This window comes from Streptomyces sp. NRRL S-455 (genome assembly GCF_000717875.1).
In the GTDB taxonomy this organism is placed as follows: domain Bacteria; phylum Actinomycetota; class Actinomycetes; order Streptomycetales; family Streptomycetaceae; genus Streptomyces.
Window position 1 is genome coordinate 53,693 of sequence record NZ_JOCT01000035.1, and the last position, 16,856, is coordinate 70,548.

Annotated in this window: 19 protein-coding genes; 2 read left to right on the forward strand and 17 right to left on the reverse strand. The window is 70.6% G+C overall.

Features of this window, described 5'->3' with window-relative positions; all coding sequences use genetic code 11:
* Nucleotides 1–160 precede the first annotated feature (160 nt).
* The 7 genes from IE97_RS0134255 to IE97_RS0134290 all read right to left on the reverse strand — a co-directional run bounded on the left by IE97_RS0134255 (nucleotide 161) and on the right by IE97_RS0134290 (nucleotide 6,775).
* Entirely contained in the window at nucleotides 161–814 is a 654-nt protein-coding gene (locus tag IE97_RS0134255; RefSeq protein ID WP_030249685.1) for a LuxR C-terminal-related transcriptional regulator, read from the reverse strand.
* On the reverse strand, nucleotides 805–2,064 hold the full coding sequence (locus IE97_RS0134260) for a sensor histidine kinase (protein WP_030249689.1): 1,260 nt from the start codon (nucleotides 2,062–2,064) through the stop codon (nucleotides 805–807). Before IE97_RS0134260 ends, IE97_RS0134255 begins: the two co-directional genes overlap by 10 nt.
* Before the next feature lie 95 nt (nucleotides 2,065–2,159).
* Nucleotides 2,160–3,164 carry an SDR family oxidoreductase gene (locus IE97_RS0134265; RefSeq protein WP_030249694.1) on the reverse strand — a complete coding sequence of 335 codons (1,005 nt, stop codon included), beginning with the start codon at nucleotides 3,162–3,164 and terminating at the stop codon, nucleotides 2,160–2,162.
* An 81-nt stretch (nucleotides 3,165–3,245) separates the two neighbouring features.
* Nucleotides 3,246–3,827, reverse strand: coding sequence for a winged helix-turn-helix domain-containing protein (locus IE97_RS0134270; protein ID WP_030249697.1), 582 nt, complete (start codon nucleotides 3,825–3,827; stop codon nucleotides 3,246–3,248).
* A gap of 366 nt (nucleotides 3,828–4,193) precedes the next feature.
* Nucleotides 4,194–5,225, reverse strand: coding sequence for a glutamine synthetase (gene glnII / locus IE97_RS0134280; RefSeq protein ID WP_030249702.1), 1,032 nt, complete (start codon nucleotides 5,223–5,225; stop codon nucleotides 4,194–4,196).
* A 357-nt stretch (nucleotides 5,226–5,582) separates the two neighbouring features.
* On the reverse strand, nucleotides 5,583–6,302 hold the full coding sequence (locus IE97_RS0134285) for a hypothetical protein (protein WP_030249705.1): 720 nt from the start codon (nucleotides 6,300–6,302) through the stop codon (nucleotides 5,583–5,585).
* Between the two features lie 110 nt (nucleotides 6,303–6,412).
* Nucleotides 6,413–6,775, reverse strand: a complete 363-nt coding sequence (locus IE97_RS0134290; RefSeq protein ID WP_030249710.1) for an arsenate reductase family protein — start codon at nucleotides 6,773–6,775, stop codon at nucleotides 6,413–6,415.
* Nucleotides 6,776–7,004: 229 nt separating this feature from the next.
* On the opposite strand from IE97_RS0134290, the gene IE97_RS0134295 reads away from it, so the two are divergent.
* Nucleotides 7,005–7,319, forward strand: a complete 315-nt coding sequence (locus IE97_RS0134295) for a hypothetical protein (RefSeq protein ID WP_030249713.1) — start codon at nucleotides 7,005–7,007, stop codon at nucleotides 7,317–7,319.
* Between the two features lie 72 nt (nucleotides 7,320–7,391).
* Here IE97_RS0134295 and IE97_RS0134300 read toward each other — a convergent pair whose 3' ends face one another.
* The 6 genes from IE97_RS0134300 to glnA all read right to left on the reverse strand — a co-directional run bounded on the left by IE97_RS0134300 (nucleotide 7,392) and on the right by glnA (nucleotide 12,887).
* Nucleotides 7,392–9,035 (reverse strand): alpha/beta fold hydrolase, encoded by a 1,644-nt coding sequence (locus IE97_RS0134300; RefSeq protein WP_030249718.1) that lies wholly within the window; start codon nucleotides 9,033–9,035, stop codon nucleotides 7,392–7,394.
* A 40-nt stretch (nucleotides 9,036–9,075) separates the two neighbouring features.
* Nucleotides 9,076–9,660 (reverse strand): PspA-associated protein PspAB, encoded by a 585-nt coding sequence (gene pspAB, locus IE97_RS0134305; RefSeq protein WP_030249722.1) that lies wholly within the window; start codon nucleotides 9,658–9,660, stop codon nucleotides 9,076–9,078.
* A 7-nt stretch (nucleotides 9,661–9,667) separates the two neighbouring features.
* The gene (htpX, locus tag IE97_RS0134310) at nucleotides 9,668–10,585 is read right to left on the reverse strand and encodes a zinc metalloprotease HtpX (protein ID WP_030249727.1); all 918 of its coding nucleotides are present in this window, start codon (nucleotides 10,583–10,585) and stop codon (nucleotides 9,668–9,670) included.
* A gap of 97 nt (nucleotides 10,586–10,682) precedes the next feature.
* A complete protein-coding gene (locus IE97_RS0134315) occupies nucleotides 10,683–11,057 on the reverse strand; it encodes a hypothetical protein (RefSeq protein ID WP_030249731.1) in 375 nt (124 codons plus the stop codon).
* A 27-nt stretch (nucleotides 11,058–11,084) separates the two neighbouring features.
* A complete protein-coding gene (locus IE97_RS0134320) occupies nucleotides 11,085–11,357 on the reverse strand; it encodes a hypothetical protein (RefSeq protein ID WP_030249735.1) in 273 nt (90 codons plus the stop codon).
* 120 nt (nucleotides 11,358–11,477) lie between these two features.
* On the reverse strand, nucleotides 11,478–12,887 hold the full coding sequence (glnA, locus tag IE97_RS0134325; RefSeq protein WP_030249739.1) for a type I glutamate--ammonia ligase: 1,410 nt from the start codon (nucleotides 12,885–12,887) through the stop codon (nucleotides 11,478–11,480).
* Nucleotides 12,888–13,097: 210 nt separating this feature from the next.
* Between glnA and IE97_RS0134330 the strand changes: the two genes are divergently transcribed.
* Nucleotides 13,098–13,565 carry an RDD family protein gene (locus tag IE97_RS0134330; RefSeq protein ID WP_030249744.1) on the forward strand — a complete coding sequence of 156 codons (468 nt, stop codon included), beginning with the start codon at nucleotides 13,098–13,100 and terminating at the stop codon, nucleotides 13,563–13,565.
* A 79-nt stretch (nucleotides 13,566–13,644) separates the two neighbouring features.
* Here the strand turns inward: IE97_RS0134330 and IE97_RS0134335 are convergent, their stop codons facing one another.
* The 4 genes from IE97_RS0134335 to lipB form a co-directional block, all read right to left on the reverse strand.
* On the reverse strand, nucleotides 13,645–14,346 hold the full coding sequence (locus IE97_RS0134335) for a DUF4191 domain-containing protein (protein ID WP_030249747.1): 702 nt from the start codon (nucleotides 14,344–14,346) through the stop codon (nucleotides 13,645–13,647).
* A 78-nt stretch (nucleotides 14,347–14,424) separates the two neighbouring features.
* Nucleotides 14,425–14,631, reverse strand: a complete 207-nt coding sequence (locus IE97_RS0134340; RefSeq protein ID WP_030249751.1) for a hypothetical protein — start codon at nucleotides 14,629–14,631, stop codon at nucleotides 14,425–14,427.
* A 259-nt stretch (nucleotides 14,632–14,890) separates the two neighbouring features.
* A complete protein-coding gene (lipA, locus tag IE97_RS0134345; protein ID WP_030249756.1) occupies nucleotides 14,891–15,856 on the reverse strand; it encodes a lipoyl synthase in 966 nt (321 codons plus the stop codon).
* Between the two features lie 94 nt (nucleotides 15,857–15,950).
* Nucleotides 15,951–16,751 (reverse strand): lipoyl(octanoyl) transferase LipB, encoded by an 801-nt coding sequence (gene lipB / locus IE97_RS0134350; RefSeq protein ID WP_030249759.1) that lies wholly within the window; start codon nucleotides 16,749–16,751, stop codon nucleotides 15,951–15,953.
* Nucleotides 16,752–16,856 lie beyond the last annotated feature (105 nt).

The window sequence follows — 16,856 nt, forward strand, 5'->3', positions numbered from 1 at the left end:
ACAGGAGTGAAGCGGCTCCCTTCCATACGGAGGCCGTCCCAGGGGTGTTCAGATGTCCCGGAAATTGATGCGAGATTCGTGAGGGCCTTGTGTCCTCAACAGGCGCTCCGGGACCAGGAGTTGCTGGCCACCCACAATGGGTGAGTGCGCTGGTCCGGTTTCACCGGCCCTGGTCGAGATACGCGAGAACCGCCAGCACGCGACGGTTGTCGTCGTCCGAGACCTCCAGTCCCAGTTTGGCGAAGATGTTCGCGGTGTGCTTGGCGATCGCCCGTTCCGTCACGACCAGCCGGCTCGCGATCGCCGCGTTGGACCGGCCCTGCGCCATCAGCTCCAGCACCTCCCGCTCCCGGGGCGTCAGGCGCGCCAGCGGCCGGTCGTCGCCCGCCCGGCGCGCCAGCAACTGCTGGATGACCTGCGGATCCATCGCCGTACCACCGGCGGCGACCCGCCGCACGGCATCCACGAACTGCCCGGCGTCGAACACCCGGTCCTTCAGCAGGTACCCGACCCCGCCGCTGCCGTCGGCGAGCAGTTCACGCGCGTACAGCTGCTCCACGTGCTGGGAGAGCACCAGCACCGGCAGACCGGGCCGCTTCCGGCGGGCGTCCAGCGCGCACTGCAGGCCCTCGTCGGTGTGCGTCGGCGGCAGCCGGACGTCGACCACGGCCACGTCCGGGTCAAGTTCGGCCAGTGCGGCGGCCAGTTCCGGACCGGACTCGACGGCCGCCGCGATCTCGAAGCCGTGTGCCTGGAGCAGCCGGACGAGTCCGTCGCGCAGCAGGAACAGGTCTTCGGCCAGGACTACGCGCAAGGGATCTCCATGGTGACCATGGTGGGACCGCCCCCGGGGCTGCTGACGGCCAGGACGCCGTCGAATGTACCCAGTCGCCTCTCGACCCCCGCCAGGCCGGAACCGGCCTCGATCACCGCGCCGCCCTTGCCGTTGTCGGTGACGCTCACGCGCAGCATGCCGTCCGCCTGGTGCAGGTCGATCCAGACCCGGTCGGCGCCGGAGTGCTTCACGGCGTTGGTGAGCACCTCGCTCACCGCGAAGTACGCGGCCGACTCCACGGGCGCCTCCACCCGCCCGGGCAGGTCCACGCTCACCTCGGTGGCCACCGGCAACCGCAGCGCCAGCGCCCGTACGGCGTCACCCAGTCCGCGCTCGGCGAGGACCGGCGGATGGATGCCGCGCACCAGTTCGCGCAGCTCGGACAGGGCCTCGACCGAGGACCTGCGGGCCTGGGCGATCAACTGCCTGGCCTGGGCCGGGTCCTCGTCGAGGAGCGCCTCGATGGTGCCCAGGTCCATGCCGACCGCCACCAGCCGGGCTTGCGCTCCGTCGTGCAGGTCCCGTTCGATGCGCCGCAGTTCGGCGGCGGAGGCGTCGACCGCGTCCCGTCGTGTCTCGGTCAGGACTCGCACCCTCTCGGCCAGTTCCTCCTGGCTGCCGCCGAGCACGGCCCGGGTGAGCCGGAAGTGGGCGGCCAGCAGGCGCGGGGTGCAGAAGTGCGCGAGGAACAGCAGGACCAGGCCCAGGGCCGCCGCGCCGAGGGCGGACGCCTGCCCCGTGACCGGCACGAACCCGTACCAGTATCCGTCGGGGAAGACCCGCCACAGCCCGATGGCGAGGGCGAATCCCTCCAGCGGGTAGAGCAGCAGCACGGCCGGCAGCAGAGCGGTGACGAACCCGGCCGTCATGTCGACCGGCAGCCACCCCAGGTCCCGCCAGGTCGCCGGGTCGCGCAGCATCCCGAAGGTGCGCGCCCATGGGTTCGTGTCCTTCGGCAGCGGCCGGTAGGCCGGAGGTATCCGCACCCCGCCCCACTCCGCGGCCAGGTCCCGCCGCCAGTTCGCGAACGCCCGCACCCCCGACAGCACGTACGGCGTCGTGACGAGCCCGACCCCGATCGGGATCAGCGCGATGGAGACGAGGGACAGGCAGAAGCACAGCACCGCCCCCGGCAGCGAGACGAGGGCCAGCGCCAGCCCCCGCACCGCGGCGAGCCCGATGCCCCGCCCCTTCGTACGCACGTCGCCGTTCTTCATGTCCATGGTCATGGCGTCAGTCTCGTGGAACGGGGTGGCGGGGTCACTGGGCCGAGCACCCGGCCGGGGGTGGTGCTATGTACACCTCCGGGCCGGCGAGCGGTGGTTCACGCGCCGGTGCCGGCCGCGAGCACCTTCGCCTCCACCTCCGGGTCGAGCCCCTTCCGCGTCCGGTCCGTCCGCTGTGGCGCCACACCGCCGATGGAGCGCAGCCAGCTCCAGGTGTCGGCGACGGTCTCCTCGACGGGCCGGCAGCGCAGGCCGGCCGCGAGCGCGCGGGAGACGTCGGCGCTGTGCAGGGCGTCGTGCATGTCGCTGCCCGGAGGCACCCACACCGGCAGCTGGATCCACGGTTCGATGCCCGCGTCCAGGATCACCTCGGGCTCGGTCCACCGCAGCTCGGCCGCACCGCCCGTGACCCGCGCGCACGCGTCGAGCAGCGTCCCCATCGTGGCGTGCCCCTGCGGACTCATCAGGTTGTACGGCCCGCTCAGCCCCTGCTCCGCGGCGCCCAGGATCCACTCGGCCAGGTCCCGGACGTCGACGTACTGCAGGGGGAGGCCCCGCGGCCCCGGCGCCAGGACCGGGCCGCCGCGGGCCATCCGGGTCAGCCACCAGGGGAGGCGGCCGACGTTCTCGTACGGACCGAGGATCAGTCCGGCCCGGACGAGCACCGAGCGGTCCGCCCCGAAGCCCTCCACGGCGGCCAGCTCACCGCCCCGCTTGTCCCGGAGGTAGTCGGTCTGACCGGCCTCGGCCGAGGCCCCCTCCACCAGGGGCGCGTCCTCCCCGTAACCGGCCGGTGGGGCCCACGCGTACACCGAGCAGCTCGACACGTACACGTACCGGTCGGCGCGGCCCCGCAGCAGCCGCGCCGTGTCCCGCACCGCGTGGGGCGCCGCCGACCAGGTGTCGACGACGACGTCCCACTCGCCCTCGGCCAGGGAGGCGAGCCCGTCGGGCGCGGTGCGGTCACCGAGCAGCGACCGCGCGCCCGGGGGCGCCTCGCGCCGCCCCCGGTGGAAGACGGTCACGTCCCAGCCCCGCCCCAGGGCCGCCTCCACCACGGCCCGGCCCGCGAACTCCGTCCCACCCAGCATCAGAAGTCTCATGCCGGTGACTCTGCCCCGTGGAGCGGCCGGACGGGACGGAATCTGCCGTCGGCAGAAGCAGTGCCCTGGCCCGCCTGCGGGTCAGGGTCCCTTCGGCGGCACGTACTTGTACCCGACGCGGCGCACGGTCCGGATCGTGTCACGGTGTTCGGCGCCCAGCTTGCGGCGCAGCCGGGCGACGTGGACGTCGACCGTGCGGCCGTCGCCCACGTGTCCGTAGCCCCACACCGTGCCGACCAGCTGGTCACGCGTGTGCACCCGGTTCGGATGCGCCACCAGGTGGGCCAGCAGCTCGAACTCCAGGTACGTGAGGTCGAGCGGGCGCCCGGCCACCTGGGCGGTGCGCTGCGCCGTGTCGACGCGGATCAGCGGGTCGGCCTCCGGCTCGGGGCCGGACGCGGCGCCGATCTCCTCCGGCCGGTCCGGCACCGCCACGGGGAACGGCGGCTGCTGGTCGGCCGGGACGAGCACCAGATAACCGACCATCGGCGGCTGCCCGGGCAGTGCCGGGAGGGTGTGCTGCGGCGCCGGCAGCCAGGTGGCCCCCGGCGGCAGCAGGTCCGCGACGGTCACCACCTCGTCCCGGTCGACTGCACGCAGCCGGGGACCGTGCGTCGCGGGGGCGTCGAGGGTGGCGGTGGACAGGGAACGAGTGGTCGCCATGAGAGGTCAGCTCTTTCGCGCGAGAGGTTCGTCGGAGAGGTCGACGGCCGCGATTCGTGGTCGGGCTCGCCGAGGGACGTACGCGGTTCGCGCTGGCCGAAGGCCGGGGTGTACGGCTTTAGAGGGCCGGCGCGTTCGTCGCGCGGCAACACACCCGGTCGAAGTCGTGGTCCTGACGGGACGGCCAGAAGGGCTCGAGGTCATGGCGACCTGTCGCGGTGTGCTTCTGGTAGCTGGCCATGGGCCTATTGAAGCAGAGCGGAGCGGGCACCGGGACCCTCCTCTCACAGCGTGGACGCTCCCACGGACAACGCGAGGGGCGCCCACCGCGAACGGTGGGCGCCCCTGCGGACTCCTGCGGGAGGATCAGACCTGGCCGGCCTTCTCCAGCGCCGAGCAGCAGGTGTCGACGAGCAGGCGGGTCACCACGTACGGGTCGACGTTGGCGTTCGGACGGCGGTCCTCGATGTACCCCTTGCCGTCCTTCTCGACCTGCCACGGGATACGGACCGAGGCACCACGGTTCGAGACGCCGTAGGAGAACTTGTCCCACGGGGCGGTCTCGTGCAGACCGGTCAGACGGTCGTCGATACCGGCGCCGTAGTTCTTGACGTGGTCGAGCGGCTTGGAGCCCTCACCGAGCGACTCGGCCGCGGTGATGATCGCGTCGTAGGACTCGCGCATCGCCTTGGTGGAGAAGTTGGTGTGCGCGCCGGCGCCGTTCCAGTCGCCCTTGACCGGCTTCGGGTCCAGGGTGGCGGCGACGTCGAAGTCCTCCGCGGTGCGGTAGAGCAGCCAGCGGGCCACCCACAGCTGGTCCGAGACCTCCAGCGGGGACAGCGGGCCGACCTGGAACTCCCACTGGCCGGGCATGACCTCGGCGTTGATGCCGGACAGGCCGAGGCCCGCCTTCAGGCAGTTGTCGAGGTGCGCCTCGACGACGTCACGGCCGAAGATCTCGTCGGCGCCGACACCGCAGTAGTAGCCGCCCTGCGGGGCCGGGAAGCCGCCCTTGGGGAAGCCGAGCGGGTAGCCGTCCTTGAAGAAGGTGTACTCCTGCTCGATGCCGAAGATCGGCTCCTGAGCGGCGAACTTCTCCGCGACCTCCGCCAGCGCGGCACGGGTGTTGCTGGGGTGCGGGGTGAGGTCGATGTTCAGGACCTCGCACAGCACCAGGATGTCGTCGCCGCCGCGGATCGGGTCCGGGCAGGTGAAGACCGGCTTGAGGACGCAGTCCGAGGCGTGGCCCTCGGCCTGGTTGGTGGAGGACCCGTCGAAGCCCCAGATCGGCAGCGCGTCCAGACCGGCGGGGGAACCCGCGATGATCTTGGTCTTGGAACGCAGTTTGGCCGTCGGCTCGGTGCCGTCGATCCAGATGTACTCAGCCTTGAAGGTCACGGGCCACATCCTCGGGTGTGTCTGGGCGCGTATCGCGGGTGCTTGCGGCGCTGCGGCACTGGGGCGCCGCGTCTGCTGCCCGGCAGCCTGACAACAGGCGATTTCCCGTCCATTGCTCGAATGTGAACCCCGTGTTACCTGGTGACGCAGTGCGGCACCTCACGCTGTGAGGGCGTTCGGCGGCCCCCGGGCGCCGGTCACCGGCTTCCCTCCGTCAGGCCGGTGACCGGTGCCGGGGCGTCCCGGACGACACGCCGGTCCTGCTGCCCCTGGCCGGGAGCAGCAGGACCGGTGACACGTACGAGGGGCGGCCGAGGGGTGGGCCGCCGCCTCAGTGACTCACTCGTCCGTAACGCCTCACCCCACCTTTTCGATCACGGCCCGGCGGATCAGGAACTTGCCGGGCTCACGGACCTGTTCGAAGGCCGCGTTGTTGAGCAGCACACAGCTGCCGGAGACCGAAGTGACCTCCACCGTCGTGGACTTGTTGTTGTCCAGGTTGGTGACCTTCAGCTTCGTGCCGGCCGGGAACTGGTTGCTGGACGCGGCGGGCGCACCGCCCTCGCCGGAGAGGGTGACGGTGGAGCCGTTGCACACCTGCTGCCCGGAGGCCGCGGCGCCCCCGCCGGCGTTGTCCGCCGGAGCGGACTCCGCGGGCTGCGAGGCCTGGGCATCCCCGGCCTCCTCGCCGCCACCGGCCTGCTCACCACCGGCCTGCTCACCGCCCTGCGCGGGCTGCGACGGCTGCGCGGTCTGGGAGTCCTGAGCCGACTCCCCGACCGCGCACCCCGACGCCTCCTGCTTCCGCTTGATCTCCTCGATGACCGCCTGGCGGTTGGCGATCCGGGCCTCCGACTGCGCGTCGGGATTGGCCTGCTGGTCGGCGATGAACTTCTCGTTGTTGCCGAGAGCGGTGGCGAGTCCCAGGCAGGCCGTCGACTCCGAGGCCGACTTGGTGGCCGGTGGCGTGGCGTTCGACGTGCTCGCCATGACGAAAGCCCCGCCTCCCGCCACCGTCATCGCGCTCACCAGCAGCGCGATCTTCTTCTTCGGACCGAGAGTTCTCCTACGCGACATGCGCGCCTCCTGAAGAGGTAGGGGAGCGTACGCCGCTATGTACGAGATACCGAACGAGGTTACTCAGCAGTTACAGGAGTCAGTGAAGTGACGTGCGTCACCGCGTCCGTTTACCTGCGCGACATGGCGTCCTGCACGGCCTCGTCGGTGCGTGCGACCACGGCCGTACCGTCGTCCGCGGTGATGATCGGCCGCTGGATCAGCTTGGGGTGCTCGGCCAGGGCCCTGATCCACCGGTCCCGCGCATCCGCGTCCCTGGCCCACTCCTTCACGCCGAGCTCCTTGGCGACGGCCTCCTGGGTGCGGGTGATGTCCCAGGGTTCGAGGCCGAGCCGGTCCAGCACCTGCCGGATCTCGTCCTCGCTCGGCACGTCCTCCAGGTAACGGCGGACGGTGTAGTCGGCGCCCTCGGCGTCGAGCAGCCGCACGGCACTGCGGCACTTGGAACAGGCCGGGTTGATCCAGATCTCCATGGATCTCACAGTACGCGCCATCGACTCTGTTCGATTTTCTGCCGACTCACCCGCCCCTCCCGGAGCTGCCGTGACGCGGCGCCAATTTCCCTCCCCACCTGGGCGTTTGCAGGACTCTGCGGACTCCCCGATGTCAGTGCCCGGCGGTAAACTGTAAGCAGTGTTCGAGGGTGGCGCCGGGGACACCGACGTCCTTCGTGAGCCACCCGACCGCGACAGGAGGATGCCTGTGCCCGCTGCCGCTCTGAAGCCGAAGCCGTTGCCCACCCAGTCCACCGCGAAGCGCCCCGTCCTGTTCGACTCGCCGTACGCGCCCGTGGAGAAGCGGCCGCTGCCGCCGGGCCGGCCGCGCGAGTGGTACGTCACGCACAACCGCCGCCTCAAGGCGATGCGACTCGCCATCGCGCTGCTCGACTCCGGCGTCCACATGCCGAACCAGGCTCGGAACGAGACGATCCGCGACACGGCGGAACTGATCGGCGTCCACCCGCCGTCGGACACGACGTGCCACATGGTGCGGGCGCTCATGCGGTACGCGCGCTGACCCGAGCCCTGTCCGAAGCGCCGGGTGCCCTGCTTCTTCCGGGGTGCCCGGCGCTCGGTCATGCCGGGTGACTCAGGCGTACCGCTCCAGCAGCCCTGCCACATACGCCTCCAGCCGCCCGCCCAGCACCTCCGGCGTCAGATCGGTCCGCCCCAGATCCCGCCATGGGCCCGCCAGCTTCGCCGCGTCGGGGACGTAGGCCAGCGTGTCGAGCAGCCGCCAGTACAGGTGGTCCGGGCCGTCGGCCAACCGCTGGCCGCCCTGGGCCTCGTAGCGCTCCCGGAACGCGAGGCCGTACTCCGGGCCGTGCAGCAGCGCCAGCCCCGTCGAGCAGTGGGCGACGTCCAGGTCGGCGGGCCCCCAGGAGGTCTCCACCCAGTCGACGACCCCGCTGATCCGCAGACCGTCCCCCGAGCCCGTGAACAGTACGTTCCCCGGGTGGTAGTCCCGGTGCAGGAAGCAGCCCTCGTACGGTGGAGCATCCCGGCGGATCACGTCCACCGCCCGCTCCCACATCGCCCCTCCCGGCGCGTTCACCCGCTCGGGGGAGGTCCACGCCTGGTACCGCCGAGGGCGTTCCTCGGGAACCACCCGGTGGATCCGGGCCAGCTGAGCCGCCAGCAGGTCCACCCGCCGGTCGAGGTCCTCCTCGTCCACCCGGACCCGCCCCGGCAGCACGGACATCAGCAGGGACGGGTGGTCACAGTGCTCGGCGGTCGCGTCCACGCCGATCAGCTCGGGGGCCGGAATGCCCTCCTGGTCCGCCAGAAGTGCGAGGATCTCCGCCTCGCGGGCCAGCAGCCCGGGCGCGTGCCGCCGGAAGAAGGGCTTCACGAAGGTCCGCAGGGCGAGCGCGGTGCCGTCGTCGAGGACGAGCCGCCGCATCTGGGCGCTCCAGCCACCCGTCAGGAAATCCGACGTGTCGACTGAGCGACCCTCCGGGAGCTGCTTGGCCACCCACGCCCGGGTCGCGGTCCAGCCCCGCTCGCCGAGTCCGGACAGCACGGCGGTGACGAACTCCCGTCCGTCGTCGGGGTGGTCACGGAACCACAGGCCCAACCGGTGCTCCGCCTCGGGAAGTTCCCAGTGGGTGATCTGCGCCCGCCGGGCCAGCGCCTCCGAGACGGCCTCCGTCACGGCCGGCGGGATGACCTCGTCCGTGCCCGGCACCGCGAGCACCGCCCGCCCCTCGTACGCCCGCAGCACGTCGAGCGCGGGCGAGTCGCGCCAGCTCCCGGGCCTGCGGATGAGCGCGCTGAACCGGCCGTCGCCCTCGCCGAACGGCACGTCCCACGCCTCGGCCGTGTACACCGCGGGCGCGCACAACCCGAGGGCCGCCACCCGGTCGTCCCCGTAGTGCCGCACCAGGTCGGCCACCGTCTGGCCGCTCATGCTGAACCCGACCAGGATCAACGGCTCGTCCAAGCGCGCGTACGCGTCGATGACGGAGACGGCCTGGTCGAAGCGGCGGCGCAGGCTCAGCTCGCGCAGCACGCCGGTGCTCTCCCCGTGTCCCGAGAAGTCGAAGGTGAGAGCCCGGCAGCCGTGGGCGGCGAACTCCTCGAGCAGCGGCACCAGCCGCTCCTTCGTGCCCTTGCCCGCGCCGTGCAGCAGGACGGCGGTCGCCCTGGTCGGCTCACCGCGTTCGGCACCGCCGCACAGCCCACTGAGTCGTTCGCCGTCGACGGTGTGTGTGAAGGGGATCAACTCGCTCATGCGGCCATTCATTCACGCGGCGTGGCCTCATGAGGGGTGATCACAAACCGGGGGCTCCCCAGAGCGGGAACCAGCGGCCCAGGTCCTGCTCGATGCGCAGGTCGTCGGCGAGCGCGGCTCGCACCTGGAGTTCCAGTGCGTTGTCACGTCGTTCCGTCCCGCCCGGCAGGGGCGCGAACGGGTAGAAGGTGCCTCGCTTGTAGAGGTAGACCAGCGCGAGCCGCCGTCCGGACCGGTCCCGGAACCCGGCCAGGGAGCACAGCAGTTGAGGTCCGAACCCGTTGACCTCCAGCTGGCTGTTGACGGCGTGCAGGTCGTTCACGAGCTCGGGAAGCAGGCCGGGGGCGCGGTGCGAGACCAGCCAGGAGTAGCCGTAATCGTCCTGCCGCAGTTCCACCGGCGGGCCCTCGCGGTCGGTGTCCGCGTCGAGCAGTGCCCGCACCTCTCGGTGGGTCTGCTCGAAGGCCGCGCCCTCGGCCGTGGCGAAGCACACCGCGCCCTGCCCGGTCGGTGTGAAGCCGGCCGCGGCCTCCAGGGTCACGGCCGCCGACGGCAGTGCGAAGAGCCGGTCGAGATCCGCCGCGACCGGCTTGGTCCGGCCGAGCAGGATGTCCAGCAGCCCCATGCCCCGCTCACACCCCTCCGGGCGCCGTCGTCTCGCCCAGCTCGGCGGAGATCCGGCCCAACTGGTCGAGCCGCTGCTCCAGGCTCGGGTGGGTCGAGAAGAGCCGTGCGACACCGGGCTCGCGGCCGAGTGCCGGGGTGAAGTAGAAGGCGTTGAAGGCCTGGGCGGTGCGCAGGTCCTCGGTCGGGATGCGGGCGATGTCGCCGGAGACCTTGGTGAGCGCGGAGGCCAGCGCCGAGGGCCGGCCGGTGAGCAGGGCCGCCGCCCGGTCCGCGGCCAGCTCCCGGTACCGGGACAGCGCCCGGATCAGCAGGAAACTGATCGCGTACACGGCCGCCGACACCCCCATCACCGCGGCGAAGATCGCCGCCGTGTTCTGGTCTCGGCGGCCTTCGCCGAACAACTGCGAGTAGAAGGCGAACCGCACGATCAGTCCCGCGATCACGCCGAGGAACGAGGCGACGGTGATCACGGCGACGTCCTTGTGCGCCACGTGCGACAACTCGTGCGCGAGTACGCCCTCCAGCTCGGCCGGCTCCAGCCGCCTCAGCAGCCCCGTCGTCACACAGACCACGGCATGGTCGGCGTTCCGCCCGGTCGCGAACGCGTTCGGCATGTCCATGTTGGAGACGGCGACCACCGGCTTCGGCATGTCCGCGATGGCGCACAGCCGGTCCACCACCCCGTGCAGCTCGGGATACTCCTCCCGTTCCACGACCCGCCCGCGCATCGCGAACAGCGCGACCCGGTCCGAGAACCAGTACTGAGCCCCCAGCAACGCCGCCGCGATCACGACGACCAGCACCCACGACTTCAGCAGCACGATCAGCGTGGCGACGAACCCCACGTACAGCAGGCCGAGCAGGAACAGTGTGACCCCCATCCGGGTGGTCAACCGCCGGTCGGTCCGGAAACGGCTGTGCATCCGCCTCACCCCGCAGTCAGGCACTCGTCCCACTGCCAGTGTGCACCCGGCCACGCCCATGAACGGGTCGTGATCGCCCCCAGGACGGGCAAAGGCGTCAGCCCTCGCCGGCCACCGCGTATCCGGGCACGGACGGCCACCGGACGGTGAGCACGACCGACTGCTCCTCCGCCCGCCACGAGTGATCGACGCCGCGCCCCCACACGACGTAGTCGCCCTGTCGCTCCAGCAGCACGCTGCGCCCGGGCAGCGCCACCCGGAACCGCCCACTGATCAGCACCAGCAGCGCCGTGCGCTCCTCGCCCCGCACGCACTGGGCCCGCTCGTCACCCCGGGGGTGGACACCCCACTTGACCTCGACGGCCTCGCTGCGCCGCACATCCCCGACACCCTTGAAGTGCCCGAGCAGCCACCCCCGGTCCAGCGCCGCGTCCTGGCCCGCGTTGCCCACGTACACGCCGTCGTCGTTCACCGGGCGGACGCTAGCAGCCCGCACGCTCTAGTAGGGCGGCCGGAAGTTGATGTACCCGAGCAGCAGAATCACCGCCGCGAGGCTGCCGAGGACGATGGCCGTGGAGATCCAGGACGACCGGGAGCGGCGGCCGGAGGACCTGTGGTCGGGATCGGCGCGGAAGGGGACGGGCCCGGGTGGGTTGTCCTTCCAGCGCGCGGCGAGCATACGCGCCCGCGCCGAGGGCTCCTTGTGTTCGGCGCTGTCCGCCCATCTGAGGTCGAACTCGCGCTCCTGGCCGTCCTGTTCGTGCTCGGGCATTGCCGCTCCACCCCCGTGTGATCCTGCCAGCAGAATAGAACATACGCCCGCGCCCCCGCTGCGTGGAGCACAGCGGGGGCGCGAGCGGTCTGCCTGGATCAGGCGTGGATCACACGTCGATCACACGTCGAAGTACAGCTCGAACTCGTGCGGGTGCGGACGCAGCTGCAGCGGCGCGATCTCGTTCGTGCGCTTGTAGTCGATCCACGTCTCGATCAGGTCCGGCGTGAACACGTCGCCCTGGAGGAGGAACTCGTGGTCGGCCTCGAGGGAGTCGAGGACGGCCGGGAGCGAGGTCGGGACCTGCGGGACGCCCGCGTGCTCCTCGGGGGCGAGCTCGTACAGGTCCTTGTCGATCGGCTCGGCCGGCTCGATCTTGTTCTTGATGCCGTCCAGGCCGGCGAGCAGCAGCGCCGAGAAGGCCAGGTACGGGTTGCCGGAGGAGTCGGGCGCGCGGAACTCGACGCGCTTGGCCTTCGGGTTCGAGCCCGTGATCGGGATACGCATGGCCGCGGAGCGGTTGCGCTGCGAGTAGACCAGGTTGACCGGGGCCTCGAAGCCGGGGACCAGGCGGTGGTACGAGTTCACCGTCGGGTTGGTGAAGGCCAGCAGCGACGGGGCGTGCTTGAGGATGCCGCCGATGTAGTAGCGGGCGGTGTCCGACAGGCCCGCGTAACCGGCCTCGTCGTAGAAGAGCGGGGAGCCGCCCTGCCACAGCGACTGGTGGACGTGCATGCCCGAGCCGTTGTCACCGAAGATCGGCTTCGGCATGAAGGTCGCGGTCTTGCCGTTCTGCCACGCCACGTTCTTCACGATGTACTTGAAGAGCTGGAGGTCGTCGGCGGCGGCGAGCAGCGTGTTGAACTTGTAGTTGATCTCGGCCTGGCCGGCGGTGCCCACCTCGTGGTGCTGGCGCTCGACCTTCAGGCCGGCCCGGTCCAGCTCCAGGGAGATCTGGGCGCGCAGGTCGGCGAAGTGGTCGACCGGCGGGACCGGGAAGTAGCCGCCCTTGTAGCGGACCTTGTAACCACGGTTGTCCTCGAGGGCGCCGGTGTTCCAGGCGCCGGCCTCGGAGTCGATGTGGTAGAAGGACTCGTTCGCGCTGGTCGCGAAGCGGACGGAGTCGAAGACGTAGAACTCGGCCTCGGGGCCGAAGTACGCGGTGTCCGCGATGCCGGTCGACGCGAGGTAGGCCTCGGCCTTCTTCGCCACGTTCCGCGGGTCACGGGAGTACTGCTCGCCCGTGATCGGGTCGTGGATGAAGAAGTTGATGTTCAGCGTCTTGTCGCGGCGGAACGGGTCGACCCGGGCGGTCGACAGGTCCGCGCGCAGCGCCATGTCGGACTCGTGAATGGCCTGGAAACCGCGGATCGAGGAGCCGTCGAAGGCGAGCTCCTCGTCAGCGTCGAACGCCTCCGCAGGCACGGTGAAGTGCTGCATCACGCCCGGGAGGTCGCAGAAGCGGACGTCGATGAACTTGACGTCCTCGTCCGCGATGAACTTCTTGGCCTCGTCGGCGTTCTGGAACATCCAGCTCCTCCTACTCCCGACCGTCCCGCCGGGGTGGTAGTTCGTTCGTGCGGCCAGTGCGGGTGGCACACGCTGACCTCGACCCTAGGGACGGGTGGTTTCTCTGGCGTGACTCGTTTGTTTCGCACAAGTTAACCGGCTCAGGTTCCACCGTAGCCCCGACGCACCCCGCCGTGCCCTGGTCATTTCCGGGCGCAGTACCGTGGACGGGTGGACAACAGGCAAGCACTCGGATCGTGGCTTTCCGGGCCCCGCGCGGCCGCGGAAGAGGCCGGTGTCGACTTCGGTTACCGGGGTGAGCAGCTCGGTCTGCCCGAGGAGGGACCCGGCTCGATCGCCCGGCCGGGGCGACGGCTCGCCGCACTCGCCGTGGACTGGGGCCTGAGCCTCCTGATCGCATACGGCCTTATCACGCAGAGTTACAACGAGGCGGCCCAGATCTGGGCGCCACTCATCATGTTCGCGCTGATGGCCCTCACGGTCGGTACGGTCGGCTTCACACCGGGCAAGCGGCTCCTCGGTCTGCGTGTGGCCGCCCTGGACACCGGCCGGGTCAGTCCGTGGCGCGCGGTGCTGCGCACGGTCCTGCTCTTCCTCGCGATCCCCGCCCTGATCTGGGACCGCGACGGCCGTGGCCTGCACGACCGGCTGGCCGGCACGGTCGAGGTCCGCATCTGACCCGCAGCTGACCCGGAGATACGAGTGAGGGGCGCCCGGAGTGATCCGGGCGCCCCTCGTTCATGTCGGGTACGGGCGGTCAGCGACCGTTCGGTCCGCCCTTCGGCAGCCGCATGCCCTTCGGCATCGGCCCCTTCGGCAGCGGCATGTTGCTCATCAGGTCGCCCAGGGCGCGCAGCCGGTCGTTGGTGGAGGTGACCTGCGGGCCGCTCAGTACGCGGGGCAGCTTCAGCATGGTCGTGCGCAGCTTCTTCAGCTCGACCTGGCCCTCGCCCGTGCCCACGACCAGGTCGTGCACGGGGACGTCCGCGACGATGCGGTTCATCTTCCGCTTCTCGGCGGCCAGCAGGGACTTCACCCGGTTCGGGTTGCCCTCGGCGACCAGCACGATGCCGGCCTTGCCGACCGCGCGGTGCACCACGTCCTGGTTGCGGTTCATCGCCACCGCGGGGGTCGTCGTCCACCCCCGGCCGATGTTGTCGAGCACCGCCGCCGCGGCACCGGGCTGGCCCTCCATCTGCCCGAAGGCGGCCCGCTCGGCCCGGCGCCCGAACACGATCGCCGTCGCGAGGAAGGCGAGCAGGAGGCCCAGGATGCCGAGATAGATGGGGTGACCGATCAAGAAACCGATCGCGAGGAAGACACCGAAGGTGACGATTCCGACAGCCGCGAGCACAAGACCGATCTTCTTGTCGGCCCTGCGGGTCATCTTGTAGGTCAGGGCGATCTGCTTCAGTCGCCCGGGGTTCGCAGCGTCCGCTGCAGGTTCCTTCCTCGCCATGCCACGAAGTCTACGTGGCCCCACAAGCGCCTACGACGGCAGTGTCCGCCGGGGCTCGCGGGGGTGGCAGACCTGGCTTCAGGGGTGGACGGAAACGGACACGGACTGGTCGAGGACGCGCTGCGCCTCGACCCGGTCCTTGGCGCGACGGCGGTCCTCGAGCACGGAGGTCCAGGCGTTGCGGCGGGCGGTGCGCTGACCGCTGCTCATCAGCAGCGACTCGACGGCACGCAGGGCGGTCGTGAAGGACGGAATCGCGGTGGCGCGAACGGGTGCGGCCTGCATGGTGAGGTCCCCCCTAGAAGCGGGTGTACGTGCTGTGAGTCCAGCGTCACTGTTTGGTGTTACCAGGGCGTGACCGACCGGTCAAACGCCCATGAAGCCCCGGCGGGGAACGGCGGAACGCGGACGCGGTCCTGACATACGCCCTCATCTGCGAGGACGGTCAGGACCGCGTCATATCGGCCGCTACCGGCGAGTAGTACCTTGTGCGCGAATTCACACGCTGGTCTCGGCCCCGGGGGGAAGGGGCGGTGACGTTCCGTCAGACGGCCTGGGCCGTGATGTGCGCGTCCCGCTGCTCCATGGCCATCCGGTAGAGCCGCCCGGCGCGGTACGAGGACCGCACCAGCGGGCCGGACATCACGCCCGAGAAGCCGATCTGCTCGGCCTCCTCCTGCAGCTCCACGAACTCCTGCGGCTTGACCCAGCGCTCCACGGGGTGGTGGCGGACACTCGGGCGCAGGTACTGCGTGATGGTCACGAGCTCGCAGCCGGCGTCGTGCAGCTGCTTGAGCGCCTCGCTGACCTCCTCACGGGTCTCGCCCATGCCGAGGATCAGGTTCGACTTGGTGACCAGGCCGTAGTCGCGGGCCTCGGTGATCACCTTCAGGGAGCGCTCGTAGCGGAAGCCGGGGCGGATCCGCTTGAAGATCCGCGGCACCGTCTCGACGTTGTGCGCGAAGACCTCGGGGCGGGAGGAGAAGACCTCTTCCAGCTGCTCGGGGACGGCGTTGAAGTCGGGGGCCAGCAGCTCGACCTTCGTCCGCCCGTCCGCGCGGCCGGCGGTCTGCTGGTGGATCTGGCGCACCGTCTCGGCGTACAGCCAGGCGCCGCCGTCCTCCAGGTCGTCGCGGGCGACGCCGGTGATGGTGGCGTAGTTCAGGTCCATCGCGACCACGGACTCACCCACGCGACGGGGCTCGTCACGGTCGAGCGCCTCGGGCTTGCCGGTGTCGATCTGGCAGAAGTCGCAGCGCCGGGTGCACTGGTCGCCGCCGATGAGGAAGGTCGCCTCCCGGTCCTCCCAGCACTCGTAGATGTTCGGGCAGCCGGCTTCCTGGCAGACCGTGTGCAGGCCCTCGCTCTTCACGAGGTTCTGCATCTTCGTGTACTCGGGACCCATTTTCGCCCGGGTCTTGATCCACTCGGGCTTGCGCTCGATGGGGGTCTGGCTGTTGCGGACCTCCAGGCGCAGCATCTTGCGTCCGTCGGGTGCGACTGCGGACACGACCGGCTCCCTAGCGTTTGATTCTTCGGCGCCCTCAAGGGTACGCCCGTGGTTTTGAATGCCTGCGTGGGTGCCAGCGCCTCCACGCGCGCGGTTATGCCGCCGGCGTCCTCTCGATCTCCCTGGGCTTCAGCTCGGCGTTCTCCAGGACCTCCTTCAGATGCCGCTCCACCACCGGCAGGACCTCCTGGATCGTCACGTCCCGGCCGAGCTCGGCCGCCAGGGACGCGACGCCCGCGTCCCGGATGCCGCAGGGGATGATCCGGTCGAACCACTTGTTGTCGGGGTTCACGTTGAGTGCGAAGCCGTGCATGGTGACGCCCTTCGCCACACGGATGCCGATCGCGGCGATCTTGCGGTCCTCCCGGCGCTGGCCCGCGTTCGAGGGTGCGTACTCCGGGCCGTTCATGCGCGGGTCGAACTCCTCGTCGTGCAGACGGGGGTCGAAGTCCAGGGCCAGCCCCCCGCTCAGGGGGCGCTGTTCCACCGGGTCTCCCAGGACCCACACACCGCTGCGTCCCTCGACGCGGGTGGTCTCCAGGCCGAACTCCGCGCAGGTGCGGATCAGGGCCTCCTCGAGCCGGCGCACGTGGGCCACCACGTCCACCGGGCGCGGGAGCTTCTGGATCGGGTAGCCCACCAGCTGCCCGGGGCCGTGCCAGGTGATCTTGCCGCCGCGGTCCACGTCGACGACGGGCGTGCCGTCGAGGGGCCGCTCGTTGTCCGCGGTGCGCCGTCCCGCCGTGTAGACCGGCGGGTGCTCCAGGAGCAGCACGGTGTCGGGGACCTCGTCGGCGAAGCGCGCCGCGTGCACCCGGCGCTGTTCGTCCCACGCCTCCTGGTACTCGACGGCCTCGTCACCGAACCCCATGCGGACGAACCGCAACTCACTCACGGCAAGCGCCTCCCTCGAACGGGTGTGTAAGGCACGTAACGCGCCCAAGTCACTGTACGTCCGGCCCGGACGCGTCAGTCCTGGGGTCAATCCTCACACGATCGG

What these genes read in the sequence shown, in the direction of transcription:
- IE97_RS0134290 (WP_030249710.1), bottom strand. Translation starts at nt 6,775, where the DNA reads ATGGAGATCTGGATCAACCCGGCCTGTTCCAAGTGCCGCAGTGCCGTG.
- glnA (WP_030249739.1), bottom strand. Translation starts at nt 12,887, where the DNA reads ATGTTCCAGAACGCCGACGAGGCCAAGAAGTTCATCGCGGACGAGGAC.
- IE97_RS0134265 (WP_030249694.1), bottom strand. Translation starts at nt 3,164, where the DNA reads ATGAGACTTCTGATGCTGGGTGGGACGGAGTTCGCGGGCCGGGCCGTG.
- IE97_RS0134300 (WP_030249718.1), bottom strand. Translation starts at nt 9,035, where the DNA reads ATGAGCGAGTTGATCCCCTTCACACACACCGTCGACGGCGAACGACTC.
- htpX (WP_030249727.1), bottom strand. Translation starts at nt 10,585, where the DNA reads ATGCACAGCCGTTTCCGGACCGACCGGCGGTTGACCACCCGGATGGGG.
- IE97_RS0134340 (WP_030249751.1), bottom strand. Translation starts at nt 14,631, where the DNA reads ATGCAGGCCGCACCCGTTCGCGCCACCGCGATTCCGTCCTTCACGACC.
- IE97_RS0134320 (WP_030249735.1), bottom strand. Translation starts at nt 11,357, where the DNA reads ATGCCCGAGCACGAACAGGACGGCCAGGAGCGCGAGTTCGACCTCAGA.
- IE97_RS0134270 (WP_030249697.1), bottom strand. Translation starts at nt 3,827, where the DNA reads ATGGCGACCACTCGTTCCCTGTCCACCGCCACCCTCGACGCCCCCGCG.
- IE97_RS0134285 (WP_030249705.1), bottom strand. Translation starts at nt 6,302, where the DNA reads ATGTCGCGTAGGAGAACTCTCGGTCCGAAGAAGAAGATCGCGCTGCTG.
- IE97_RS0134335 (WP_030249747.1), bottom strand. Translation starts at nt 14,346, where the DNA reads ATGGCGAGGAAGGAACCTGCAGCGGACGCTGCGAACCCCGGGCGACTG.
- pspAB (WP_030249722.1), bottom strand. Translation starts at nt 9,660, where the DNA reads ATGGGGCTGCTGGACATCCTGCTCGGCCGGACCAAGCCGGTCGCGGCG.
- IE97_RS0134260 (WP_030249689.1), bottom strand. Translation starts at nt 2,064, where the DNA reads ATGACCATGGACATGAAGAACGGCGACGTGCGTACGAAGGGGCGGGGC.